This window comes from Ruegeria sp. HKCCD7255 (assembly GCF_013031565.1).
Lineage (GTDB): Bacteria > Pseudomonadota > Alphaproteobacteria > Rhodobacterales > Rhodobacteraceae > Ruegeria.
In genome coordinates this window covers 1-19,803 of record NZ_WQAG01000010.1, presented here as the reverse complement: position 1 = coordinate 19,803, position 19,803 = coordinate 1, and the positions used below count along the sequence as shown (strand labels likewise).

At 59.7% G+C, this 19,803-nt stretch carries 20 protein-coding genes and 1 riboswitch; of the genes, 6 read left to right on the top strand and 14 right to left on the bottom strand.

What is annotated here, in order from left to right; all coding sequences use genetic code 11:
- Positions 1-49: 49 nt before the first annotated feature.
- The 6 genes from cobF to cbiE are packed head-to-tail and all read right to left on the bottom strand — an operon-like array spanning position 50 to position 5,187.
- Positions 50-793, bottom strand: coding sequence for a precorrin-6A synthase (deacetylating) (cobF, locus tag GOX45_RS16535; RefSeq protein WP_171102271.1), 744 nt, complete (start codon positions 791-793; stop codon positions 50-52).
- On the bottom strand, positions 786-1,514 hold the full coding sequence (cobA, locus tag GOX45_RS16530) for a uroporphyrinogen-III C-methyltransferase (protein ID WP_171102270.1): 729 nt from the start codon (positions 1,512-1,514) through the stop codon (positions 786-788). Before cobA ends, cobF begins: the two co-directional genes overlap by 8 nt.
- A complete protein-coding gene (locus GOX45_RS16525) occupies positions 1,511-2,839 on the bottom strand; it encodes a cobyrinate a,c-diamide synthase (RefSeq protein ID WP_171102269.1) in 1,329 nt (442 codons plus the stop codon). The genes cobA and GOX45_RS16525 overlap by 4 nt, the downstream gene beginning before the upstream one ends.
- Complete coding sequence (gene cobM, locus GOX45_RS16520) at positions 2,832-3,626, bottom strand: precorrin-4 C(11)-methyltransferase (RefSeq protein ID WP_171102268.1); 795 nt, start codon at positions 3,624-3,626, stop codon at positions 2,832-2,834. The genes GOX45_RS16525 and cobM overlap by 8 nt, the downstream gene beginning before the upstream one ends.
- On the bottom strand, positions 3,623-3,991 hold the full coding sequence (locus GOX45_RS16515) for a cobalamin biosynthesis protein (protein WP_171102405.1): 369 nt from the start codon (positions 3,989-3,991) through the stop codon (positions 3,623-3,625). Before GOX45_RS16515 ends, cobM begins: the two co-directional genes overlap by 4 nt.
- Positions 3,988-5,187 (bottom strand): precorrin-6y C5,15-methyltransferase (decarboxylating) subunit CbiE, encoded by a 1,200-nt coding sequence (gene cbiE / locus GOX45_RS16510; RefSeq protein WP_171102267.1) that lies wholly within the window; start codon positions 5,185-5,187, stop codon positions 3,988-3,990. The genes GOX45_RS16515 and cbiE overlap by 4 nt, the downstream gene beginning before the upstream one ends.
- Here cbiE and GOX45_RS16505 point away from each other — a divergent pair.
- Complete coding sequence (locus tag GOX45_RS16505) at positions 5,186-5,932, top strand: cobalt-precorrin-6A reductase (protein WP_171102266.1); 747 nt, start codon at positions 5,186-5,188, stop codon at positions 5,930-5,932. The genes cbiE and GOX45_RS16505 overlap by 2 nt on opposite strands.
- Here GOX45_RS16505 and cobJ read toward each other — a convergent pair.
- The 7 genes from cobJ to GOX45_RS16470 are packed head-to-tail and all read right to left on the bottom strand — an operon-like array spanning position 5,923 to position 13,891.
- Entirely contained in the window at positions 5,923-6,687 is a 765-nt protein-coding gene (cobJ, locus tag GOX45_RS16500; RefSeq protein WP_171102265.1) for a precorrin-3B C(17)-methyltransferase, read from the bottom strand. The two genes, GOX45_RS16505 and cobJ, sit on opposite strands and share 10 nt — an antisense overlap.
- The gene (locus tag GOX45_RS16495; protein ID WP_171102264.1) at positions 6,684-7,412 is read right to left on the bottom strand and encodes a precorrin-2 C(20)-methyltransferase; all 729 of its coding nucleotides are present in this window, start codon (positions 7,410-7,412) and stop codon (positions 6,684-6,686) included. Before GOX45_RS16495 ends, cobJ begins: the two co-directional genes overlap by 4 nt.
- A complete protein-coding gene (locus GOX45_RS16490) occupies positions 7,409-8,038 on the bottom strand; it encodes a precorrin-8X methylmutase (RefSeq protein WP_171102263.1) in 630 nt (209 codons plus the stop codon). Before GOX45_RS16490 ends, GOX45_RS16495 begins: the two co-directional genes overlap by 4 nt.
- The gene (gene cobG, locus GOX45_RS16485; protein WP_171102262.1) at positions 8,038-9,165 is read right to left on the bottom strand and encodes a precorrin-3B synthase; all 1,128 of its coding nucleotides are present in this window, start codon (positions 9,163-9,165) and stop codon (positions 8,038-8,040) included. Before cobG ends, GOX45_RS16490 begins: the two co-directional genes overlap by 1 nt.
- Positions 9,162-12,455 (bottom strand): cobaltochelatase subunit CobN, encoded by a 3,294-nt coding sequence (cobN, locus tag GOX45_RS16480; protein WP_171102261.1) that lies wholly within the window; start codon positions 12,453-12,455, stop codon positions 9,162-9,164. The genes cobG and cobN overlap by 4 nt, the downstream gene beginning before the upstream one ends.
- Positions 12,456-12,458: 3 nt before the next feature.
- Positions 12,459-13,514 carry a cobalamin biosynthesis protein CobW gene (gene cobW, locus GOX45_RS16475; protein ID WP_171102260.1) on the bottom strand — a complete coding sequence of 352 codons (1,056 nt, stop codon included), beginning with the start codon at positions 13,512-13,514 and terminating at the stop codon, positions 12,459-12,461.
- Entirely contained in the window at positions 13,511-13,891 is a 381-nt protein-coding gene (locus tag GOX45_RS16470) for a DUF1636 domain-containing protein (protein WP_171102259.1), read from the bottom strand. Before GOX45_RS16470 ends, cobW begins: the two co-directional genes overlap by 4 nt.
- An 84-nt stretch (positions 13,892-13,975) precedes the next feature.
- A riboswitch (cobalamin riboswitch) is annotated at positions 13,976-14,181 on the bottom strand.
- A gap of 144 nt (positions 14,182-14,325) precedes the next feature.
- Here GOX45_RS16470 and GOX45_RS16465 point away from each other — a divergent pair.
- From GOX45_RS16465 to GOX45_RS16455, 3 genes are all read left to right on the top strand, one after another.
- Positions 14,326-15,285, top strand: coding sequence for an NAD(P)-dependent oxidoreductase (locus GOX45_RS16465; protein ID WP_171102258.1), 960 nt, complete (start codon positions 14,326-14,328; stop codon positions 15,283-15,285).
- A 244-nt stretch (positions 15,286-15,529) separates the two neighbouring features.
- Entirely contained in the window at positions 15,530-17,197 is a 1,668-nt protein-coding gene (locus GOX45_RS16460) for a hypothetical protein (protein WP_217350518.1), read from the top strand.
- A gap of 423 nt (positions 17,198-17,620) precedes the next feature.
- Positions 17,621-17,881: a hypothetical protein gene (locus GOX45_RS16455; protein WP_171102256.1), complete on the top strand. Its 261-nt coding sequence runs from the start codon at positions 17,621-17,623 to the stop codon at positions 17,879-17,881.
- Between the two features lie 139 nt (positions 17,882-18,020).
- On the opposite strand, the gene GOX45_RS16450 is transcribed toward GOX45_RS16455, so the two are convergent.
- On the bottom strand, positions 18,021-18,266 hold the full coding sequence (locus tag GOX45_RS16450) for a hypothetical protein (RefSeq protein ID WP_171102255.1): 246 nt from the start codon (positions 18,264-18,266) through the stop codon (positions 18,021-18,023).
- A 555-nt stretch (positions 18,267-18,821) separates the two neighbouring features.
- Here GOX45_RS16450 and GOX45_RS16445 point away from each other — a divergent pair.
- Both GOX45_RS16445 and GOX45_RS16440 read left to right on the top strand, forming a co-directional pair.
- Positions 18,822-19,028, top strand: a complete 207-nt coding sequence (locus GOX45_RS16445; RefSeq protein WP_170382448.1) for a cold-shock protein — start codon at positions 18,822-18,824, stop codon at positions 19,026-19,028.
- A 74-nt stretch (positions 19,029-19,102) separates the two neighbouring features.
- A partial coding sequence (locus GOX45_RS16440) for a fatty acid desaturase (RefSeq protein WP_171102254.1) occupies positions 19,103-19,803 on the top strand: 701 nt, incomplete at its 3' end.

Genomic DNA, 19,803 nt, shown 5'->3' with positions numbered 1-19,803 from the left:
ATGTGCCAGAAATGCAGGTTTCATGCACACACAAAGCCGTGTGGTCCGTTTAGCCGTCGCGCTGTTTCAGCAGATAGATATCCATGATCCAGCCATGATCTGCGCGCGCCTTAGCGCGGGTGGTCAGGATCTCTTCGGCAACCCGGTCCAGAGGGCCCTTGATCAGCAACTCTTCTTTCATGCCAACATAGGCGCCCCACCAGATCTCGTATCGCTCCATATCAAGGCTTTGAAAAGAACACTCCCCGTCCAGCATGACGGCAACTTTCGAGGCCGATTTGGGCCATCCTTCGTCGCGAAGCCGGCGCCCGGTGGTCACCACATAAGGCGCGCCCAGATCGTTGATTGGAATTGCATGGGCTGCTGTCAAAGCCTGCAACGCGGTGATGCCGGGAATAACCTTGATCTTCGGGTTGTGCTTCAGACGCGCGGCAATCCGCAGTGAACTGTCATAGAGCGACGGATCGCCCCAGATCAGCAGGGCGATACGCCTTGCACCCGGATGCGCGTCCATCGCCTCTTGCCAGCGCAGGGCGATGGCATCATGCCATTCATCAACGCCGCGCAGATATCCGTCTTCGCTGCGGCGTTTCGGGACATCGAAATAGGCCAGTTTGGGCGCTGTGTCGGTCACCTCAGCGATGATGTCTTCGCGCAGCCCCGCCAGATCAGCTTTGTCCGCACCCTTGCGCGGGATCAGGATCACCTCGGCTGCGCGGATCGCCTGAACGCCCTGCAACGTGACGTGATCGGGATTGCCGGTTCCGATACCGATCAGGCTCAGCTCAATCATCGTCAAACGCTGCCAAAGGCCCATAGAGGATCAATGCCGGTGCTTTGCCAACCTCGGATTTCAACTGCTCGGCCAGTTCCCCAATCGTTGCCCGCTGCAAGGTCTGATCGGGGGTCGAGACCGACTCTGTCAAAAGCGCGGGTGTGTCCAGTGGCAGGCCGTTGCGATGCAGCGCTTCGACCAGCAGGGGGAATGTGCGTTTGCCCATGAACACGACGGTTGTCGCCAAAGGGTCGGCCAGCGCGGCCAGGTTCAGGTCATCGGGCAATGCGCCGCTCACGTCATGGCCCGTTACAAATTGCACGCGCCGCGCGGTCAGGCGGCGGGTCAGGGGAATGCCGGCTGCGGCAGCCGCAGCCACGGCGGACGGGACACCGGGGATGATCTCATAGTCGATCCCGGCGGCCCGCAGCGCCACCAACTCTTCCTCCAACCGGCCAAACATGCCGCCATCGCCCGATTTCAGGCGAACAACTTGCTGCCCGGTCTTGGCGTAGTCCACCAGCAACCGGCTCACATGGTCCTGCTTGGGCGAGGGGCGCCCGGCGCGCTTGCCCACACCAACCAGATCGGCATCGGCACGCGCATGGCTCAGGATCGGTCCGCTGCTCAGATCATCGAACAGAACCGCATCCGCCTTTTGCAGCCGGTCCACCGCTTTCAATGTCAACAGCTCTGGGTCTCCGGGGCCCGATCCGACGAAGGAAACAAACCCGCTCATGAAAGGGCCTCGGCGATCAGGTGAAAGAACGTGCCGGTGACAGGGCCACGCACAGAACCGGTTTGCGGTCCTTCCTCTCCCTCGGCGTCAAAGACCCGGGCCAGAGGCGCATCGGGTTGCTCGACGATTGAGGAATAGTGAAACTCATGCCCGCGCAGCGCCGAGCCGACGGCGAGGCCGGGCATCGGGGCCAGCAATTCAGCACGCCGGTACCCCAGGTTGAACTTGCGTTTCTGGTACGACGTCACCAATCCCAACAGGCCCGTCATCTGATGCTGCACGCCCTCCTTGTCGATCAGCGCCTGACCCAGAGCCATATAGCCTCCGCATTCCCCATGCACGGGTTTGGTTTCTGCATGTTTGCGCAGCCCGTTTTGAAAGTTTTGCGCGGCGGCCAAAGTGCCGGCGTGCAGTTCCGGGTAGCCACCCGGCAACCAGACCAGATCAGCGTCATCTGCGGGCGCTTCGTCCGCCAGCGGCGAGAAGGGCATAATCTCGGCCCCTGCCGCGCGCCATCCTTCCAGCAAATGTGGATATGTAAACGAAAACGCAGCATCCCGAGCCAAAGCGATGCGCTGTGCCGGAGGCGGCGGCAGCGCGGCTGACGATGGCCCAACAGGGCCTGAGGAAGCCGCCCGTTTGATCGCCTCCAGGTCCACATGCTCACGCAGGAACGCCGCATAGCCCACAATTGCGCTTTCCAGATCGGGGTGCTCAACCGCTTGAATCAGACCCAGATGCCGTTCGGGCAGCGTCAAATCTCCGCGCCGTGGCAGGACGCCCAGCACCGGCAGGCCCGCGCGCTCCATGCCCAGCCGCGTCAGCCGTTCATGGCGCGGGCTGGCGCAGCGGTTCAGGATCACGCCGGCAAACGGCAGATCGGGGTTATACATCTTGAACCCCAAACCCGTCGCGGCAGCCGATTGCGCTTGACCGCCCACGTCCAGCACCAGCACCACCGGCCAGCCCATGCGCAGCGCCGTCTCAGCGCTTGAACCGTGCCCCAGCTCACCGGGTTTGGCCACACCGTCAAACAATCCCATCGAGCCTTCGGAGACCACAATATCCGCGCCCTCAGACTGGGCCGAGATTGCACTCAGTAACCCGTCACTCATGGCCCAGCTGTCCAGATTGAACGAGGCCCGCCCCGCCGCCGCGCGGTGAAAGGCCGGATCGATGTAATCCGGTCCGCTTTTGAAGGGCTGCACGGTCAGCCCATCCTCGGCCAACGCGCGCAGCAGGCCCAGCATCACGGTGGTTTTGCCCGTGCCCGAGGACGGGGCCGAGATCAAAAGGCCAGGGGGGTTCGTTATTGGCTCACTCATTCTCGGGGCTCCAGCTCGACCACGGGCTGTCCGCACTTTGCGGGCGATATCTGCGGTCATAGTCCTTTGAATACAAGCAGCTTTCGTCGAACCCTTCCCCCGCCAAAACCGGGCCCACCAGAATCAGTGCCGTGCGCGAGATGCTGTCATCCAAAGCATCTTTCAACGTGGCGAGCGTCGCCCGAATGATCCGTTCATCGGGCCAACTGGCGCGGTAAACCACGGCCACCGGACAATCCTCGCCATAGGCCGGGCTCAGATCGGCGATCACCGCGTCCAGATTTCCGATTGACAGGTGAATGGCCAGAGTTGCCCCGGTGCGGGCAAAATTCGCAAGAGTTTCGCCCTCGGGCATGGATGACGCGCGCCCCGGTGTGCGCGTCAGCACCACCGATTGTGCCAGCCTCGGCAGTGTCAATTCCGTACCCAGCGCCGCAGCCGCAGCGGCAAAGGACGGCACGCCGGGGGTCACGCTGACCGGGATGCCCATGTGCTTGAGGCGCCGGATCTGTTCTCCCATCGCCGACCAGACCGACAGGTCGCCCGAATGCAGGCGCGCCACGTCCTGACCGGCCTGATGCGCGGTGTCGATCTCGGCCATAATCTGATCCAAATCCATCGGCGCGGTGTTCACGATCCTGGCACCGTCCGGGCAATGGCTCAGGATCTCTTCCGGCACCAGCGACCCGGCATAAAGGCAGACCGGACAAGACGCGATGATATCGCGCCCGCGCAAGGTCAGCAGGTCGGCGGCACCCGGTCCGGCACCGATGAAATGAACGGTCATGTCTGTCCTCCGATGGCAATGGCGCAAGTGGCCAGCCGGTCGTCTGAAATTTGTCTGGGGCCAAGCAGCCGCGCACCCGCTCCGGCAGCGGCAAGTGCGGATGCCTCTGCCACGCTGCCGGTTCCGTATGCGGCCCGGCTTTGGTTCGAGCTTGTAAGCGTCCGCTGCTGCGCCAGATCATGCTTCTCGATCAGGTGCAGCGGCAATGCAAGGCTGTCTGCAAAAGCGGCAAGCGCCGGATGGCCGTCCTTGTCCGTGACCGTCGCAAGCGCCGTCACGAGATGCCCATCCGTCGCTGCGCCATAGGCCGCGCGCAGGCTGTCGATGGTGGCACCCGATGAAAACCCAAGGCCAGCCACGATCATAGCGTGACGCTCCATTGCACGACCGGATAGGCCGATTTCCAGCCTCGACGTGGCCCCAGTGGGGCGGAGTGCGCAAGCTCGATGCGCAACAGCTCTCCGCCTATATCCGCCTGCCACTGCGCCAGCAGCGCTTCGCTTTCCAACGTCACGGCATTGGCCACCAGTCGCGTGCCTTTTGGCAAGGTATCGCGTAACCAGCCCAGCAACTCGGCGCTCAGGCCGCCACCGATAAAGACCACATCCGGCAAGGGTAAACCCGACAAAGCCTCGGGCGCGGTGCCATGCACTACGCTCAGCCGATCCTGCCCCAACGTGTTAGCGTTGCGACGGATTCGCTCGGCGCGATCTTCGCGCGGCTCGATTGTGGTGGCGGTCAAAGACGGATCGCACATCAGCCATTCAATGCTGATCGAACCGGTGCCGCCGCCGATATCCCACAGATGCTCGCCGCGCTGCGGGGCCAGGGCCGACAGAGTCAAAGCCCGGATGGGACGTTTGGTGATCTGGCCGTCGTTTTCGAAGATCTCATCCGGTCTGCCGGTGGCTTTGGGCAAGGCTCGGCCTTGTCCGGCAACCTCAAGACCGACGCAGACCGGGTGGTCGAAGGTGCCCAGCAACGCTTCGGTCAGCGAAACGGAATGCGCCCGTTCGCGTGGGCCGCCCAAGGCTTCCATCACGTGCAACTGTGTGTCGGCAAAGCCTGTTTCGGTCAGATACCGCGCCAGTTCAGCGACCGCCGCGCCATTGCGGAGCAAGATGATGGCGCGCAGCCCCGGGGACAGGTGCGGGCGCAACCGTGTCAGAGGCGCCGCGTGCAGGCCGAAGGTTTGCGTGGCTTCCAAGGGCCATCCCAAACGTGCAGCAGCCAGCGAAAAAGTGGACTGGCCGGGCAGGGCGGTCCACTCTCCGGCCTCAAAACTGCGCGCGATGACCGATCCTGCGCCAAACCAGAACGGATCGCCCGAGGCCAGAACCACGGTGGGCCGTCCGCGATATTGCTGCAACAAGGGCAACCCTTCGGCGAAGGGCACGGGCCAGGTGACCCGCTCGGCGCTGCTTTCGGGCAGCAATGACAGATGACGGGGCGGGCCCATGATGATCTCGGCCCGGTCCAGCACTTGACGGCTTGCGGGCGAAAGGCCATCAATCCCGTCTTCGCCCAACCCCAAAACGGTCAGCCACGGAGCGTCAGCCATGTCTACCCCCCTGATCCCAAATCTGTTGATCCTGGGTGGTTCGACCGAGGCCAACGCTTTGGCCAAAACCTTGTCCGAACAGGGTGTTGCAGCGACTTATTCCTACGCCGGACGCGTGGATACGCCCCGCCCGCAACCGCTTCCGACCCGTGTGGGCGGGTTTGGCGGCATCGACGGTCTGATCCGCTATCTGCGCGAGAACACTATCACTCATGTGGTGGATGCCACCCATCCCTTTGCCGCCCAGATGAGCCGGAACGCCATCGAGGCTTGCACTGCAACCCAAATCCCCTTGGCGGCGCTGACCCGCCCGCCATGGGTCGCCGGGCCCGGTGATACGTGGCAGCATGTTGCGGATGTCCCGGCTGCTGTGGCCGCCTTGGCAGGCGCGCCGCGCCGGGTGTTTCTGGCCACGGGTCGCTTGCATCTTGAGGCTTTTGCCGCGCAGCCCCAGCACCATTATCTGCTGCGGCTGGTCGATGAGCCCGACGGCGTGCCATTGCCTCAGGCCTACGTGGTTGTGGCGCGCGGTCCCTTTACCGAAGAAAGTGATCGCGCGCTGATGCAGCACCATGGGACGCAGCTTGTTGTTTCGAAAAACGCCGGGGGCACGGGGGCGCGGGCCAAGCTGGATGCTGCGCGGTCCTTGGGCCTGCCTGTACTGATGATTGACCGCCCAAGCCTGCCGCAGCGGGTCGAACTGTCGCATGTCTCGCAGGTTCTGGACTGGCTGGCTCATTCCTGACCCTTATCAGGGGTAAAGCGCGGAGTGTAGACAATCGGGGATCCAGCACGCTCAATCAAGCGTGTTCGGGACGAGCCGACAATCACCACCGTCTGCATATCCGCCATGTCCGCCGTGGCTTCGGCCAGGGTCGACACCCGGATCGCTTCGTCCGCGCGCGATACCGCGCGGGCAAACAGGATCAACCGGTCCGGCTCGCAGGTTTTGCGCAGGATTTCCATTGTTTTCTCAAAGCCTTCTGGGCGAGACTTCGAGCGGGGATTGTAGAAGGCCATCGCGAAATCAGCCTCGACCGCAAGGCGCAGGCGTTTTTCGATCAGTGCCCAGGGTTTGAGGTTGTCGCTGAGGTTGATGGCGCAGAAATCATGCCCCAAAGGCGCGCCCGCACGTGCCGCAGCCGCCAGCATCGCAGTAATTCCCGGCAGCACGTCAATCTGTAGGCCGCGCCAGGCTTTCGGACCATTCTCAACCGCTTCGAACACAGCTGCAGCCATCGCGAAGACACCGGGATCACCGGAGGAGACGACGACAACCCGTTTGCCCTTTGCTGCCATCTGCAACGCGTGCTGCGAGCGGTCGATCTCAACCCTGTTGTCGCTGGCGTGCAGGGCCAGCCCCAGGCGTTCAGCTATGCGGGCGACATAAGGGATATATCCGACAATGTCCGTAGCCTCAGCCAGCGCGGCAGTTACCTCGGGCGTAACAAGTGCTTCACTGCCCGGCCCGAGACCTGCGATCTTGACCCATCCGCTCATGGGCGTCGACCCTGACCATGGACCAGAATGATTGAGAAATAGGGTGTGAAATCCGGGCAATTCTCGGACAGTTTGCAAACCGTCTGGTTTGGCATTTGCGCGTATTCGACGATCCAGGCGCGCTCATACATTCCCGCGGTTTTCAGCGCGCGGACCACCTTGTCGATATTGCGCCCGATCTTCATCACCACCAACGCGTCGGTCTGCGCCATCTGCTGGGCCAGAACCTCTTCGGGCAGGGTGGCGGCCAGCACAGTCAGGATATCATCCCCCCAGGTGATCGGATCCCCTGTGGCCGTCCAGGCGCCGGACATGCCGGTAATGGCAGGAACTACCTCGACCTGAATATTTTCGCGTAAGCGATTGTAAAGATGCATGAAAGATCCATAGAAGAACGGATCCCCTTCACACAGAACCACCACATCCTCGCCACGTTCGGCCAAGGCCTTGAGGTGCTGCGCGCAATCTTCATAGAACTCGGACAGCAACGCATTGTATCTCGGATCGCTCAGAGGGATTTCCGTGGTGACCGGGTATTCCATCGGAAATTCAACCGCGTCAGTCGAGATCACGCCTTCGACGATCTTGCGGGCCTGACCGCTGCGTCCGGGTTTGCGGAAAAACGCGACATGGCGCGCGGTGCGCAACAATCGGTCTGCTCGAACGCTCATCAGGTCGGGATCGCCCGGGCCAAGGCCCACACCGTATATGGTACCACTGCTCATTCCGCGCGGCTCGCGATGGCGTTGATGGCGGCCACTGTGATCGCGCTGCCGCCCAAGCGCCCTTTGACGATGCACGAGGGCACGGGTTGAGCGGCCCAGAGCGCATCTTTGGATTCAACCGCGCCCACGAACCCAACAGGACAGCCGATAATGGCCGCCGGACGCGGGCAGTCCGGGTCTTCCAGCATGTTCAATAGATGAAACAGCGCGGTGGGCGCGTTGCCTATGGCCACCAACGCGCCCTCCAGATGCGGGCGCCAAAGTTCCAGCGCCGCGGCAGAGCGCGTGTTTTGCATCTCAGCGGCCAATGGGCGCACTCGCTCGTCATGCAGCGTACAGATCACCGCGTTGTCGGCGGGCAGGCGAAAGCGAGTCACGCCTTCGCTGACCATGCGCGCGTCACACAATATAGGTGCGCCGTTTTCCAAGGCTGTGCGGGCGGTCGGCACAAAACCGGCTGAGAAATGCACGAACTCCTCCAGTCCGACCATTCCCGCGGCATGGATCATACGAACAGCGACCTGCTCTTCATCCGCGTCAAACCGGGCCAGATCGGCCTCGGACCGGATGGTGGCAAAGCTCTGTTTATAGATCGCCGCGCCGTCGGTTTCGTATTCATAGGGCATCAAGTGAACTCCATGGTCATCAGAGTTTTTTCGGTCAGGCCGCGTTGCAGGGGCTCATCCCCTGCGCGGCCCTGTTTGACAAGATCAAAACGCCCGTTCTGTCCCACCAAGGTGATATCTGCCGGGGCTTTGCGCGCGCATCCCTTGACGCAGCCCGACACATGCAGGCTGCCGGGAACGCGCGTTGCCAGGGCGCGGGCGATCTCGCGTGTTGTCACTTGCGCTTGCGGGCAGAGCGGTGCACCGGCGCAGGCGTCGGTGCTCAGGATCGGATCAGTGCCATCTGTGACAAAGCCCGGAGCGGATATCGCCGCCCCGCCTTCCAACAGAAACAACCGCCACGGGGTGACCCGCAGGGCAGAGGCGTCGCTCGCCTCCATCAACTCTTTCAGCGCACGGGCGGGCAATTGACCAAAGGCGGCTCCAAAGAGCGGTCCCAGAGCGCTTTCGCCCGGTTGTAGTGGCCTCCCAATGGGCGCGGGGTGCACGCCTTGCCAGATATCTGGCAGGTCACGGCGTGCGACGACCTGCGCCATGCGGCGCACTTCATCGCTACTGTGTTCTGAGAACCACCGCGCCAGCGCGATAAGATCATCAATGGCATTGCTCTCATCAACCGGCTTCCCGGTTTCGGCACCGTCCGCGCGGAGGATCAAAATGTCGGTGCCGGTTTCCAGTCGGATATCTGCCGAATCCGATGCCAGCAAGCGCTGCGGGCCTGCGTCGATAGCAAAACCGAACTTGGCGGGCAGGGCAGGCAACTCGCCCAACCGGTCAATCAACTCTTGCGCCAGCCGCGCCGTGCGGTCATGCGCTTTATAAAGCGGTGTCACCAGCATGTTGCGGCGCATCTCGATGCCTGGTTCTGCGTCCAGCAAGCCAAGCTCAGCCAATTCAACCAATAGCGACCGGTGATCCTTCTCCTGAACTCCGCGCAGTTGAAGGTTTGCGCGGTTGGTCAGGTCAATGGTGCCATTGCCAAACCGCTCGGCCAACGCACACAGCCCCAAAACTTGCTGCGCCTCCAGCCGTGCCAACCGAGGTCGCACTCGGACGACCAAACCATCGCCAGACGTCATCGGGCGATGCGCGCCGGGGCACCAGCCCTGGACAATCGGCGCGCTCACCCCAAACCCTCCAGATCGGCCCGGATCGCATTGCGGCGAGTGTTCCAAAGACCGGCGTCCAGAAGGGCGCGAAACCGATCCTGCATGGACTGATGCGCCCGTGGGTTTGCGTCTTGCAGAAAGGCATCCACCTCGGCATTGCCCAACGTGGCATCGTGGTAGAGATCGAAGAGATGCGGCGCCACCGTTCCCGACAGATGCGCGAACGAGGCCATGTGATCCAGGGTCGCTGCGATCTCGGCCGCACCACGGAACCCGTGCCGCTGCATTCCGGCGATCCATCCGGGATTTGCGGCGCGCGCGTGGACGACGCGGCTGATCTCTTCAGGCAAGGTCCGCGCGCGCGGGGTCTCGGGCTTTGTGTTGTCCAGATGGTAAAGCTGCACCGTTCCACCGGTCAGCGTTTTGGCCGCTGCAAACCCGGCCTCGTGCGTTGCATAGTCGTTGGCCAGCAATAGATCGGTCTCGGTCAGGTCTTGCAGGTGTACAAAGCTGTCGGCCTGCGCCACACGCTGTGCGATGCCGTCTTTGTCTTGCGCGATATGATCGCCTTCCAACGCGAATGAACTGGCCTCCAGCCATGCTTCCCCGGCCTGAACGCGGGCCTCGTCCGTGTAGGTTTCAGACAGTTGGGTCATGTTGACACCATAGCTGCCAGGGGCTGGGCCATAGACCCGGGCCGAGGGCGCATGACCGGCATAGGGGTTCCAATCCGGTGCTTCATCGCGTGCAGCCAGCGCTTTGATGGCCTGCCCGAACAGGGCTGACAGCGTGGGGAACACGTCGCGAAACAGGCCCGAGACGCGCAAGGTCACGTCCAGACGCGGGCGGTTAAGGTCGGTAATTGGCAGAACTTCAATTCCCGAAACCCGTTCCGAGCCCGCATTCCAGACAGGTTTGACCCCAAGCAGGTGCAGCGCCATGGCGAATTCTTCGCCCGCCGTTCGCATCGTGGCCGAGCCCCACAGATCGACGATCAGCCCTTTGGGATAATCCCCTTCCTCTTGCAGATGCCGCCGAACCAGTTCTTCGGCCAGTTTGACGCCTTGAGCATAGGCCGCGCGTGTGGGCACCGAGCGCGGATCGGTGGTGTAAAGGTTGCGCCCGGTGGGCAAAACATCGGTACGCCCGCGATAGGGGGAGCCTGAAGGACCAGCCTCGATCCGTCGCCCGGCCAGTGCGTCGATCAGCGCGTTGCGTTCAGCATGTGCGGATGGGGCAGGGTCGAAATCTCCGGTGATTTCCGGGATACGACCATAGATATGCAGCCCATCCCCGAACTGGCTTTCCTTGATGTCGCAGACAAAGCGGTCGATGCGGGTGATCGCCTCAGCGGTGCTGGTGGCCTGATCCAGGCCCAGATCCTGTTCCACCCCGATGGCTTGCGCCTCATCCCGGATGTCCTCTTGCAGCCGATCGCGGCGCCTGGGGTCCAGCCCGTCCGCATTCGAGAATTCATCCAGCAGCGATTCCAGCCGCACCATGCGATCCGGCGTGCCGCTGTCTTTCAGCGCGGGTGGGATATGGCCCAGGGTCACGGCCCCGATCCGGCGTTTGGCTTGCGCGGCCTCGCCCGGGTCGTTGACGATGAACGGGTAGATCACCGGCAGGTCGCCGACAAGCGCTTCGGGCCAGCATTCAGTGCACAGGGCAACAGACTTGCCGGGCAGCCATTCCAGCGTGCCGTGGGCCCCGATATGGATCAGCGCTTCCGCGCCCAAGCCTTTGCGCAGCCACAGATAAAAGGCGACATAGCCATGTCGCGGTGTGCGCGAGAGGTCATGATATTCGTCATCGCGCAGCGCGGGCGTGCCCCGTTCGGGTTGCAGCGCGACAAGCGCCTTGCCCCGGCGCAGCGCAGTGAACTGGAACGCGCCATTGGCAAAGGCCGGATCGTCCTCGGGCGCGCCCCAAACGGTTTGCAGTTCTGCGCGCAGTTGTTCCGGCAAAGCGGCGAGAGCGGTCGCATAATCTGCAAGAGGCCAGGATATGCGTGTGTCCAGCAAGCATTCTGCAATCGGGGCAGCCGGGGCTGTATCGTATCCTGCCGTTTGCAGGTCGCTCAGCATCGCTTCGGCCGAGGCCAGCGCGTCCAGACCGACCGCATGGGCCATCTGCCAGTCTTTGCCCGGATAGGTCGAAAGCACCAGTGCCGGGACCTGATCGGATTTTGGCTTGTCTTGCAGGTTCAGCCAACCGCACAGACGGTCAATTACAGCCTCGATCCGCTCAAGATCAGGTCGGTGCGCAAAGCGTGAGTATTCCAACTGCGGGTCACGCTTGCCGGGTTCTTTGAACGACACGAGCCCTGCGTTGATCCGGCCATCGACCTCGGGCAACACAACATGCATCGCCAGATCTGCCGGTGACAACCCGCGTTCCGCCTCGGCCCAGGCTTTGCGGCGCGACGTGGCGAGGGCCACTTGAAACACCGGCACATTGGCCGCGTCCAGAGGCGACGTGCCCGATGCGCCTTTGCCCGAGAATGAGGTGGCGTTGATGATCGCCGACGGGCCTAGGGCCACAACTGTCTCGCGCAGCCAATCCGCCGCGTTTGGTGCCTTGAGCGACGGGGCGAAAAGCCCGACTGCCTCAATCCCGCGTGCGCGCAGGGCGCGGATCAACGCCGCAATTGGGGCAGTGTCGGCAGAGGTCAGGTAAGCACGATAAAACGTAACCAGCACGCGCCGCGCATCACCGGTAAATGCCGTGTCCGCCGAGATCACGCCCCGATCCGGGCACCAGACACCGCAGTCGGGGATGGTTTTGGCCCCCATCACCGGACCCGCATAAAGCCCAGCGGCAAGTGCCATCTGCGCCAGCGCTGCCTGTGCCGCAACTTCGCCGCCTGTGTCACACAGATGCGCCAAACGGCGCAGGGTCGAGACGGGCAGGGTGGAATAGTCATCCAGCCGCGTATCCTCGCGCCCATCCGCCGGTAAGACCGCCAGTGCAATGCCTTTCGCCTGTGCCAGCGCCAGTACTTGCTGTAGCCCGTAAGACCAATAGGGAACCCCGCCGATCAGGCGGATCAGTATGCCCTTGGCACCTTCCAGTGTCTGTTCCACATAGGTGTCGACCGACAGCGGATGTTTCAGAGCCGTCAGATTGGCCAGCCTCAGGGTTGGCATATCCCCGTCAGGCCCGCCGCCGCGATGCCAGCCTGCCGCGAAAGCGCCCAGGTCACTGTCCGAAAAGGACAGCACCACCAGATCCGCCGGGCTCTGGCCCAGATCGGTCGGGGTCTCTGTCTCTTCGAGCCCGTGGCTTTCGCGAAAGACGACATGCATGGCTTATTCGGCAGCCTCGTTTACAGGCGCAAGGATAGCACGGATCTCTGCTTCTTTGATGTCGTCATGCTCGGCGATCACCACAAGGCGCGAGCGGCGGTCTTCGCCCGGTTGCCACGGACGGTCATATTGATGACGCACGCGCGCACCGACGGCTTGCACCAGAAGACGCATCGGCTTGCCCTGCACAGCGGCATAGCCTTTGACGCGCAGAATGTTCAGCTCGGTGGCCAGACGTTCGATTTTCGCCACCAGATCAAGCGGGTCGCTTTGTTCTGGCAACTCGATGATGATGCTGTCGAAATCGTCATGCTCATGATCGTGGTGGCCGTCATGATGCGATGGGCGCGCGTCCATGTCATCTTCGGCCGCGGCCTCAAGCCCCAGTACAACGCGCACATCCACAACGCCTTCGGCAACTTCGACCACCGGCAGCGGGCGCGGAGCCTCGGCGGCGATCACCGCTTTGGCCTTGGCCACGCCTTCGGGACCGGCCAGATCGGGCTTGGTCAGCAGGATGATATCGGCACAGGAAATCTGATCTTCAAAGACCTCGGACAGGGGTGTTTCATGATCAATCGAGTCATCCGCCAGCCGCTGCGCATCGACGGCCGCCACATCTGTTGCAAAGCGACCCGCAGCGACCGCCTCGGCGTCGGCCAGGGCAATGACACCGTCCACAGTGATTTTCGAGCGGATATCGGGCCAGTCAAACGCCTTGAGTAGCGGTTTCGGCAGCGCCAGACCCGAGGTTTCGATCAGGATGTGATCGGGGCGCGGCTCTAGCGCCATCAACGCTTCGATCGTGGGGATGAAATCATCGGCCACGGTGCAACAGATGCAGCCATTGGCCAGTTCCATGATGTTCTCGGCAGGGCAATCAGGGATCGCGCAGGATTTCAGGACATCGCCATCAACACCGACATCGCCGAACTCATTGACGACGACGGCCAGGCGCTTGCCCTGAGGATTCAGCATCAGATGCTTGACCAATGTGGTTTTGCCAGACCCCAAAAATCCGGTGATCACGGTGACGGGAAGCTTTTCAAGCGTGCTCATTTCAGGGCTCCAATCGGGGGAATACGTGCCGCACAGTTCTTGCGGAAATGCTCAGGACGCTCACGCCATTTGACCAAACCGTCTTTGGTCTCCAGGTATTTCGTGGCGCCGTCGACGATGGTCTCGACATGGTCGGTCTCGTTCAGATGTTCATAGACGAATGTCCAGCGATCGGGCCCGCCGCGCAAAACGATGGAACAGCCTTCGTCGCAGTTCGACAGGCATTCAACGGCTTTCAACGTGATCCCTTCGGGCAGATCAGCTTGCGCCAGCGCCTTGTGCAGCAATGCGCCGGGCCGTTCCGCGTCGTCCTCTATGGGCAGGCCGCGCCGACAGGTGGTGCAGACCAACAACTCGACCGGTACTGCCTCGGTCATATCTCTCATCCCCCCAGATCCTTTTCGTGGGGGACGGGGTTTCATGTGGGTCACGTCAGACCCCACTCCGGAACACCCCGTCCGGTTTCAGTCTTTTGTGCTGGCAGGTCTCCCGGCTTGCGGATGTCAGAGGCTGGCCTCTGTCGGATGTCCCACCTTCCCGGCCTAGGCCAGTGGCTTTGGGCACCCTCTCCGGTCACGGTCGCGGGGGCGGCTGCGTTTGACGGACGATCCGCTGACGCATTCCCTTTTCATCTGCTGTCGCAGACACCAACATATGGCTCATGAGGCACAGTTGACCCCGTTGTCAAGCGCGTTGCGCTAACAACAAGGCCAAGAGCTGAAAAGCGACTTGTGCGGGTCGCTGAGCGGCATGACGGGCTTTGCGCGCTGTGTTCGCCTGACCAAAACTGCAAACAGGGGAGCAGAGCTGAATGAAAGTAGGTTTTATCGGGCTGGGAAATGTGGGCGGCAAGCTGTCAGGATCGCTGCTGCGCAATAGCATTGATCTGACCGTGCATGATCTGAACGAAGATCTCGTGGCCGAGTTTGTTGCCAAAGGTGCAAAAGCCGCGGAAAGCCCAGCGCAACTGATGCGCGATTGCGACGCGGTGATCACCTGCCTGCCATCGCCTGCGGCCTCGGACGCGGTGATGCAAGAGATGCTGCCCGAAGTGGGGCCCGGCAAAATCTGGATGGAAATGTCGACCACTGACGAAGCCGAAGCCAAACGCTTGGGCGCACTGGTGATCGAACGGGGCGGCGCGGCTGTCGATTGCCCGGTTTCGGGTGGCTGTCACCGCGCGGCAACCGGCAATATCTCGATCTTTGCTGGCTGTGACCGCGAGACATTCGAGCGGATCCTGCCGTTTCTGACCACAATGGGACGCCGGGTGCTGCACACGGGCGATCTGGGCTCGGCCTCGGTGCTGAAAGTGCTGACCAATTATCTGGCAACCGCCAACCTCATCACATGTGCCGAGGCATTGGTCACTGCGAAGGCTGCTGGAATGGATCTGGGCACGACCTATGAGGCCATCAAAATCTCATCGGGCACGTCCTTTGTGCACGAAACCGAAAGCCAGGTGATCCTCAACGGCTCGCGCGATATCTCCTTCACCATGGATCTGGTGAAAAAGGACATCGGCCTGTTTCAGGATGTGGCGGATCGCGCGGGTGTGCCGCTTGAGATCAACCCTGTCATGATCAAGATCTTCGACGACGGTATCGCGCGATTTGGCGAACGCGAATTGTCGCCCAATATCATCAAACGCCTCGAGGAAGCCACCGGACTGGATATCCGCGCGGCAGGTTTTCCAGCCGAGATGGAAGACGATGAGCCAGAAGAGCCCGGTTACGAAGTGATCCCGCAAAACCGAACGCTTAGCCAGTAAACACTTGGCCACCAAACCCAACCGATCTGCGTGAAGCTGCGTTGGCGTATTTGAAAGGCTAGAACCGACCACGCTTGTAAGGATCAGCAAGGTCACCATGGTCACAAAGGAATGCTGCCTGAAACAAAGGCGGCATAAACGTGGAGTCCACCCGTTCGAAACCTGATCACGCAAACAGAACAGGGGCTAAAATACCATATTAGCCAAATTGTTATCCTGAGCCGTTTCTTAAAGGCTGATTAGCTTGCATACAGGCAATGAAAGCACTTTTGAGGTTCGCGTGATTTCCAAGCGTATCGACTATTTCAGTTTGGCGCTCTGCGCATTCGGGCTTGTTGGGCTCTGCGTTGGTGTTCTTTTGCCATTCACGCAGGCGTCGATTCCACCATTGATCGACTACCCCAACCATTTGGCCCGAATACATGTACTAAAGTCGCTTGCCGTTTCTTCAGAGTTCGAAGGCATATACGAGGCCGCTTGGGGGCCCATCCCGAACTTGGCCATGGATGCGATCACGGTCTTTGGACTTCCATTTCTGAACAGCGAAGCTGCGGGGTTTGTGTTTCTGCTTCTTGCGGTAGCGGTTTTTGTCGGAGGGTCTTTGACGTTAAACGCGACCCTTTTCGGACGCCTGCACATTGGGCTTGCTCTTCCGTTTTTGACGGCCCTGAACATCGTCTTTGCGTGGGGTTTTTTGAACTTCTACTTTTCCGTAGGTCTCATGCTGTTTTCCGTCAGCGTGCTGATCCAGGCACAAAGACGCGAAGCTCCGTTGTTGTATCTTGCACACTCGGTTTTGCTGGTCGCGCTCTATTTTTCACATATTTTCGGATACCTGTTTTGCCTCGCAATTTCATTTGCGTATCTGGTTAACGTAAACGCGTCACGCTTGCGTTCGCCTCTGGCGATCAAGAGTTTTGTGCGTTTTGCGTTCTGCGTGATTCCGTCGCTCGCGATCTTTGCCTTCAATCACTTTCTCTCGGACGCGGGTCTTGAGCCGATGCCTATGGGATCATGGTGGGGTGATCTGCACAACAAGGCGATGGCGTTCCTTGGGATCGGTCTGTTTCAAGGGGACGCGCCCGATTGGGCAGTCTGCATATTCGTGCTTGTGTTGTATCTGTGGCTCGGGCTTACAGGGCGCGTCAGTATCGCGCCAAGTATGCGTTTGGCACTGGGTGGGCTTTTTGTGGGGACAATCGGATTGCCTGCAGTTCTATTTGGTGTGTTCCTTGATGCGCGGGTCGGTTTGATATTCATGGCACTGCTTGTTGCCTCAAGCTGCTTTGAGGTGAAAAATACACGGATCAACACCGCCTTGGTCGCCCTGGCCGTGTGCCTTTCGCTTTTCAAAGGAATCTCAATCGCAGCCAACTGGAACGCGTTTTCGGAAAACGTAGACGAGCTGAAATCGGCAGTCGCGCAAATCACACCAAGGTCGAAGGTTATTGGTGCCTTTGACTTGCCAGGAAGCCGCCCCGAGCTGACCTATTCGACCCAATGGCGTATGGCCACCGGAGCGCGCAACATGCACCAGCCATCCGGTTTCCTTTCGTTTCGCAACATTGACAGTCTCGCGGTGATATTTGGCAATGCATTTGTACCGACGCTGTTCACCTATCCTTCGACACAACCAATAAGAACCGAACGGGATTTACTGCACCTGGACCCGATACGCCCCTCACGGGCTTTGACAACAGCGCTCCTGTTCGGTGTCCTGGATGAAGAGCACAGGCAAAACATTTTGGGGGTCGCTGAGGGGCGGAACGAGAGGATCTACTATGCGGAATGGCCGCAAGACTTTGACTATCTCATTGTCTTCGGCGCGCCCAAAACCGAACAGGCAGAGAACCTGCAGGTTATTGAAAACGGATCGTTCTTCAAAATTTACCGCATCAAAGCGCCTTCATAAGCGAATTGACCTCTCACAGAACGTGCCAACACCGCACGCAAGCCATCAGCCTGCAGCCCAGGTCAAGACGCACCGCAGCGTTTTGGCCTTTGGGCGAAGGCCAGAATGAGAACGAACCGGTCAAATCAACAGCTTTGGAATTCAAAGCTAAGCGGAAGCTGTCGGACGCAATTTCCCGACTTCGCAGCTTGCAACACGCGACTGGTGAAGATGGGGGAAGGAGGCCGTTTTTTATCCACTTCAATGAGGCGGGCGCGGACACCCTGCAAGGTTTTCGTGAGCAATGCCGAGGTTGGGAATCCGGGGCATCGGGATTGTTCAAAAGCCACATCGGCAAAATGCCTGGTCTTGTTGTTCGGGTGGCCAACGTTCTTGCCCACTTGGATTGGGCGGCATCCGAAGGCACACCCTATCCCTCAGAGATTGACGAAACCCATCGAAGGTGAGTACTTCGACGCAGAGGGCAAACAGATACCCACTGAAAAAGGCCCGCCGAAGAACTTCAGTGAAATCCTGGACAGCGCAAACATTGGTAGCTCGGTGTCAGATGAACGCGTTCCTATGAAGCGAGGAAAGGATGAAGATTATTTTGACTTTCAGGCTCGTATGGAGGCAACGGGGCGTGAGGTTGGGCGAAGGGCTGGGGCGGATATAACGCTGATGTTTGGCTTCAATTGGCTATGAAGCAAGCGCGCTACATAGGGGAACACTCTGGCAACAATCCTTGCAAGAATTGAGGTATTATGATACCCTTATCGCAAAGGAACGGGTACTGAAGGGGGGCAGCTTTTAAACGAAGTGGCGGCTCAACTGCTTAAGCCTTCTATTCGCTTTTGACATACTCCGGATAAAGCAAGTCTTGCAGCTCCGGCGTTAAATCATCGAAATCAAGATCATGCTTCAGCATGAATTGATCACGTCTCGAGTTCTGGGAAAACAAAGCCAGAATGTCGGCCTCAGTGGCCGTTGAGTTGCCCTCTTTTTGCTCGTCAACTGACCAATCAGATTTCCAACCTGAATCCCTTAGATCATTTGCGGTGATAGCAGCTGACTCCGAGACGCCGACCATCACGTAGACTTCGCGTTCTAGAGCTTGATCGCCATCAGGGAGATTAATCTGAACGGTTATGCAATGGCCGCTACGGGCTCGGTGCAGACGTTCGCCCGAAAATCGCGAGCGACTGCTTTGCGGACAAAGCCGTCATTCGCCTCACCTGCAATCTGGTCAGATCCGAATGTCAGCAAGTCGCAGAGACCGGACTTTGCAAAGTCTCGCTACGGCATCAAAACGGACGCTTATAGCTGTCTCGGATGTTGCGGGATAGATTCCCAAAAGCGGTCATTGATCTTTTGTACGGCCTCCCAAGCCGACTTCGCGTTTGGATCGCAGAACGACAGCGTCTTCTCAACTTGTAGAGTTCTAAGCCAGGCAGGCTCGATTTCTCTGTTGCCCTCCACCGCATCAAGGCTTGTATCGTGCGTACTCGAAGTCCATATACACAAGGCTTACGTTTTTCTTTTTCGACCTGCTGTCTCCCCAATTCGGCGTTCAGTCTTTCGATTCAGACCGACCACGCCGAGTCGCCGCAATGATGCGGGCGGCAAGTATTAGGAGACCTCCACCATGGCAAATGGCACAGTAAAATGGTTCAACTCGACCAAAGGTTTTGGCTTTATCGAACCTGAAGATGGCAAGCGCGATGTGTTCGTGCATATCTCAGCAATCGAACGTTCCGGCCTTAGTGAATTGAAAGACGGTCAGAAGGTTACTTTTGACGTCGAAGCTGGCCGTGACGGACGCGAAAGCGCCGCCAATCTGGCGCTCGCCTGACCTTTTTTAAGGGCACCCTTTTCGGGTGCCCTATTGAACAATGGGCTACAATAAGCCATTGGAGAACAAGTAACTTGCAACCTAAAGACTGGACGCGGGTGCTCGCGCAATACCGTGTTGCCGATGCGAAGCGCAGTGTTTTTGAACTTGCGATCACAGTTGCTCCCTTATTTGCGCTATGGGCCCTAGCGTGGTTTGCGTTATCTTTTAGTGTCTGGATCGCAATACTACTGGCCATCCTGAATGCCGCGTTTCTGGTCCGTATCTTCATCATTATGCATGATTGCGGTCATGGATCTTTCTTTAGAAGTCGCACTGTTTGCAATTGGACCGGTCGGGTTCTAGGTGTTCTTGCCCTGACACCCTATGACGTTTGGCGGCAAAGCCATGCGATTCACCACGCTTCAACCGGTAACCTTGATCGGCGTGGTATGGGTGACATCCCTACATTGACCACTGAAGAATACCTGAAGCGGAAGTGGTTCGGGCGTGCCGCTTATCGTCTGACCCGGAACCCCGTCTTCCTGTTCGGTGTTGCGCCGATCTATACGTTCTTTATTCAAAACCGTTTACCTCTTGGTTTCATGCGTTCGGGCTGGCTGTACTGGGCAAGTGCGATGGGAACAAACGCTGCAATTGCAGGGATATTGGCCCTAGTTTTTTGGGCCGGAGGCATTGAGGTATTATCGTATGTTTTCCTACCAACCATGATTGTCGCATCATCGATTGGTATTTGGCTATTCTATATTCAACACCAGTTTGAACACACGACTTG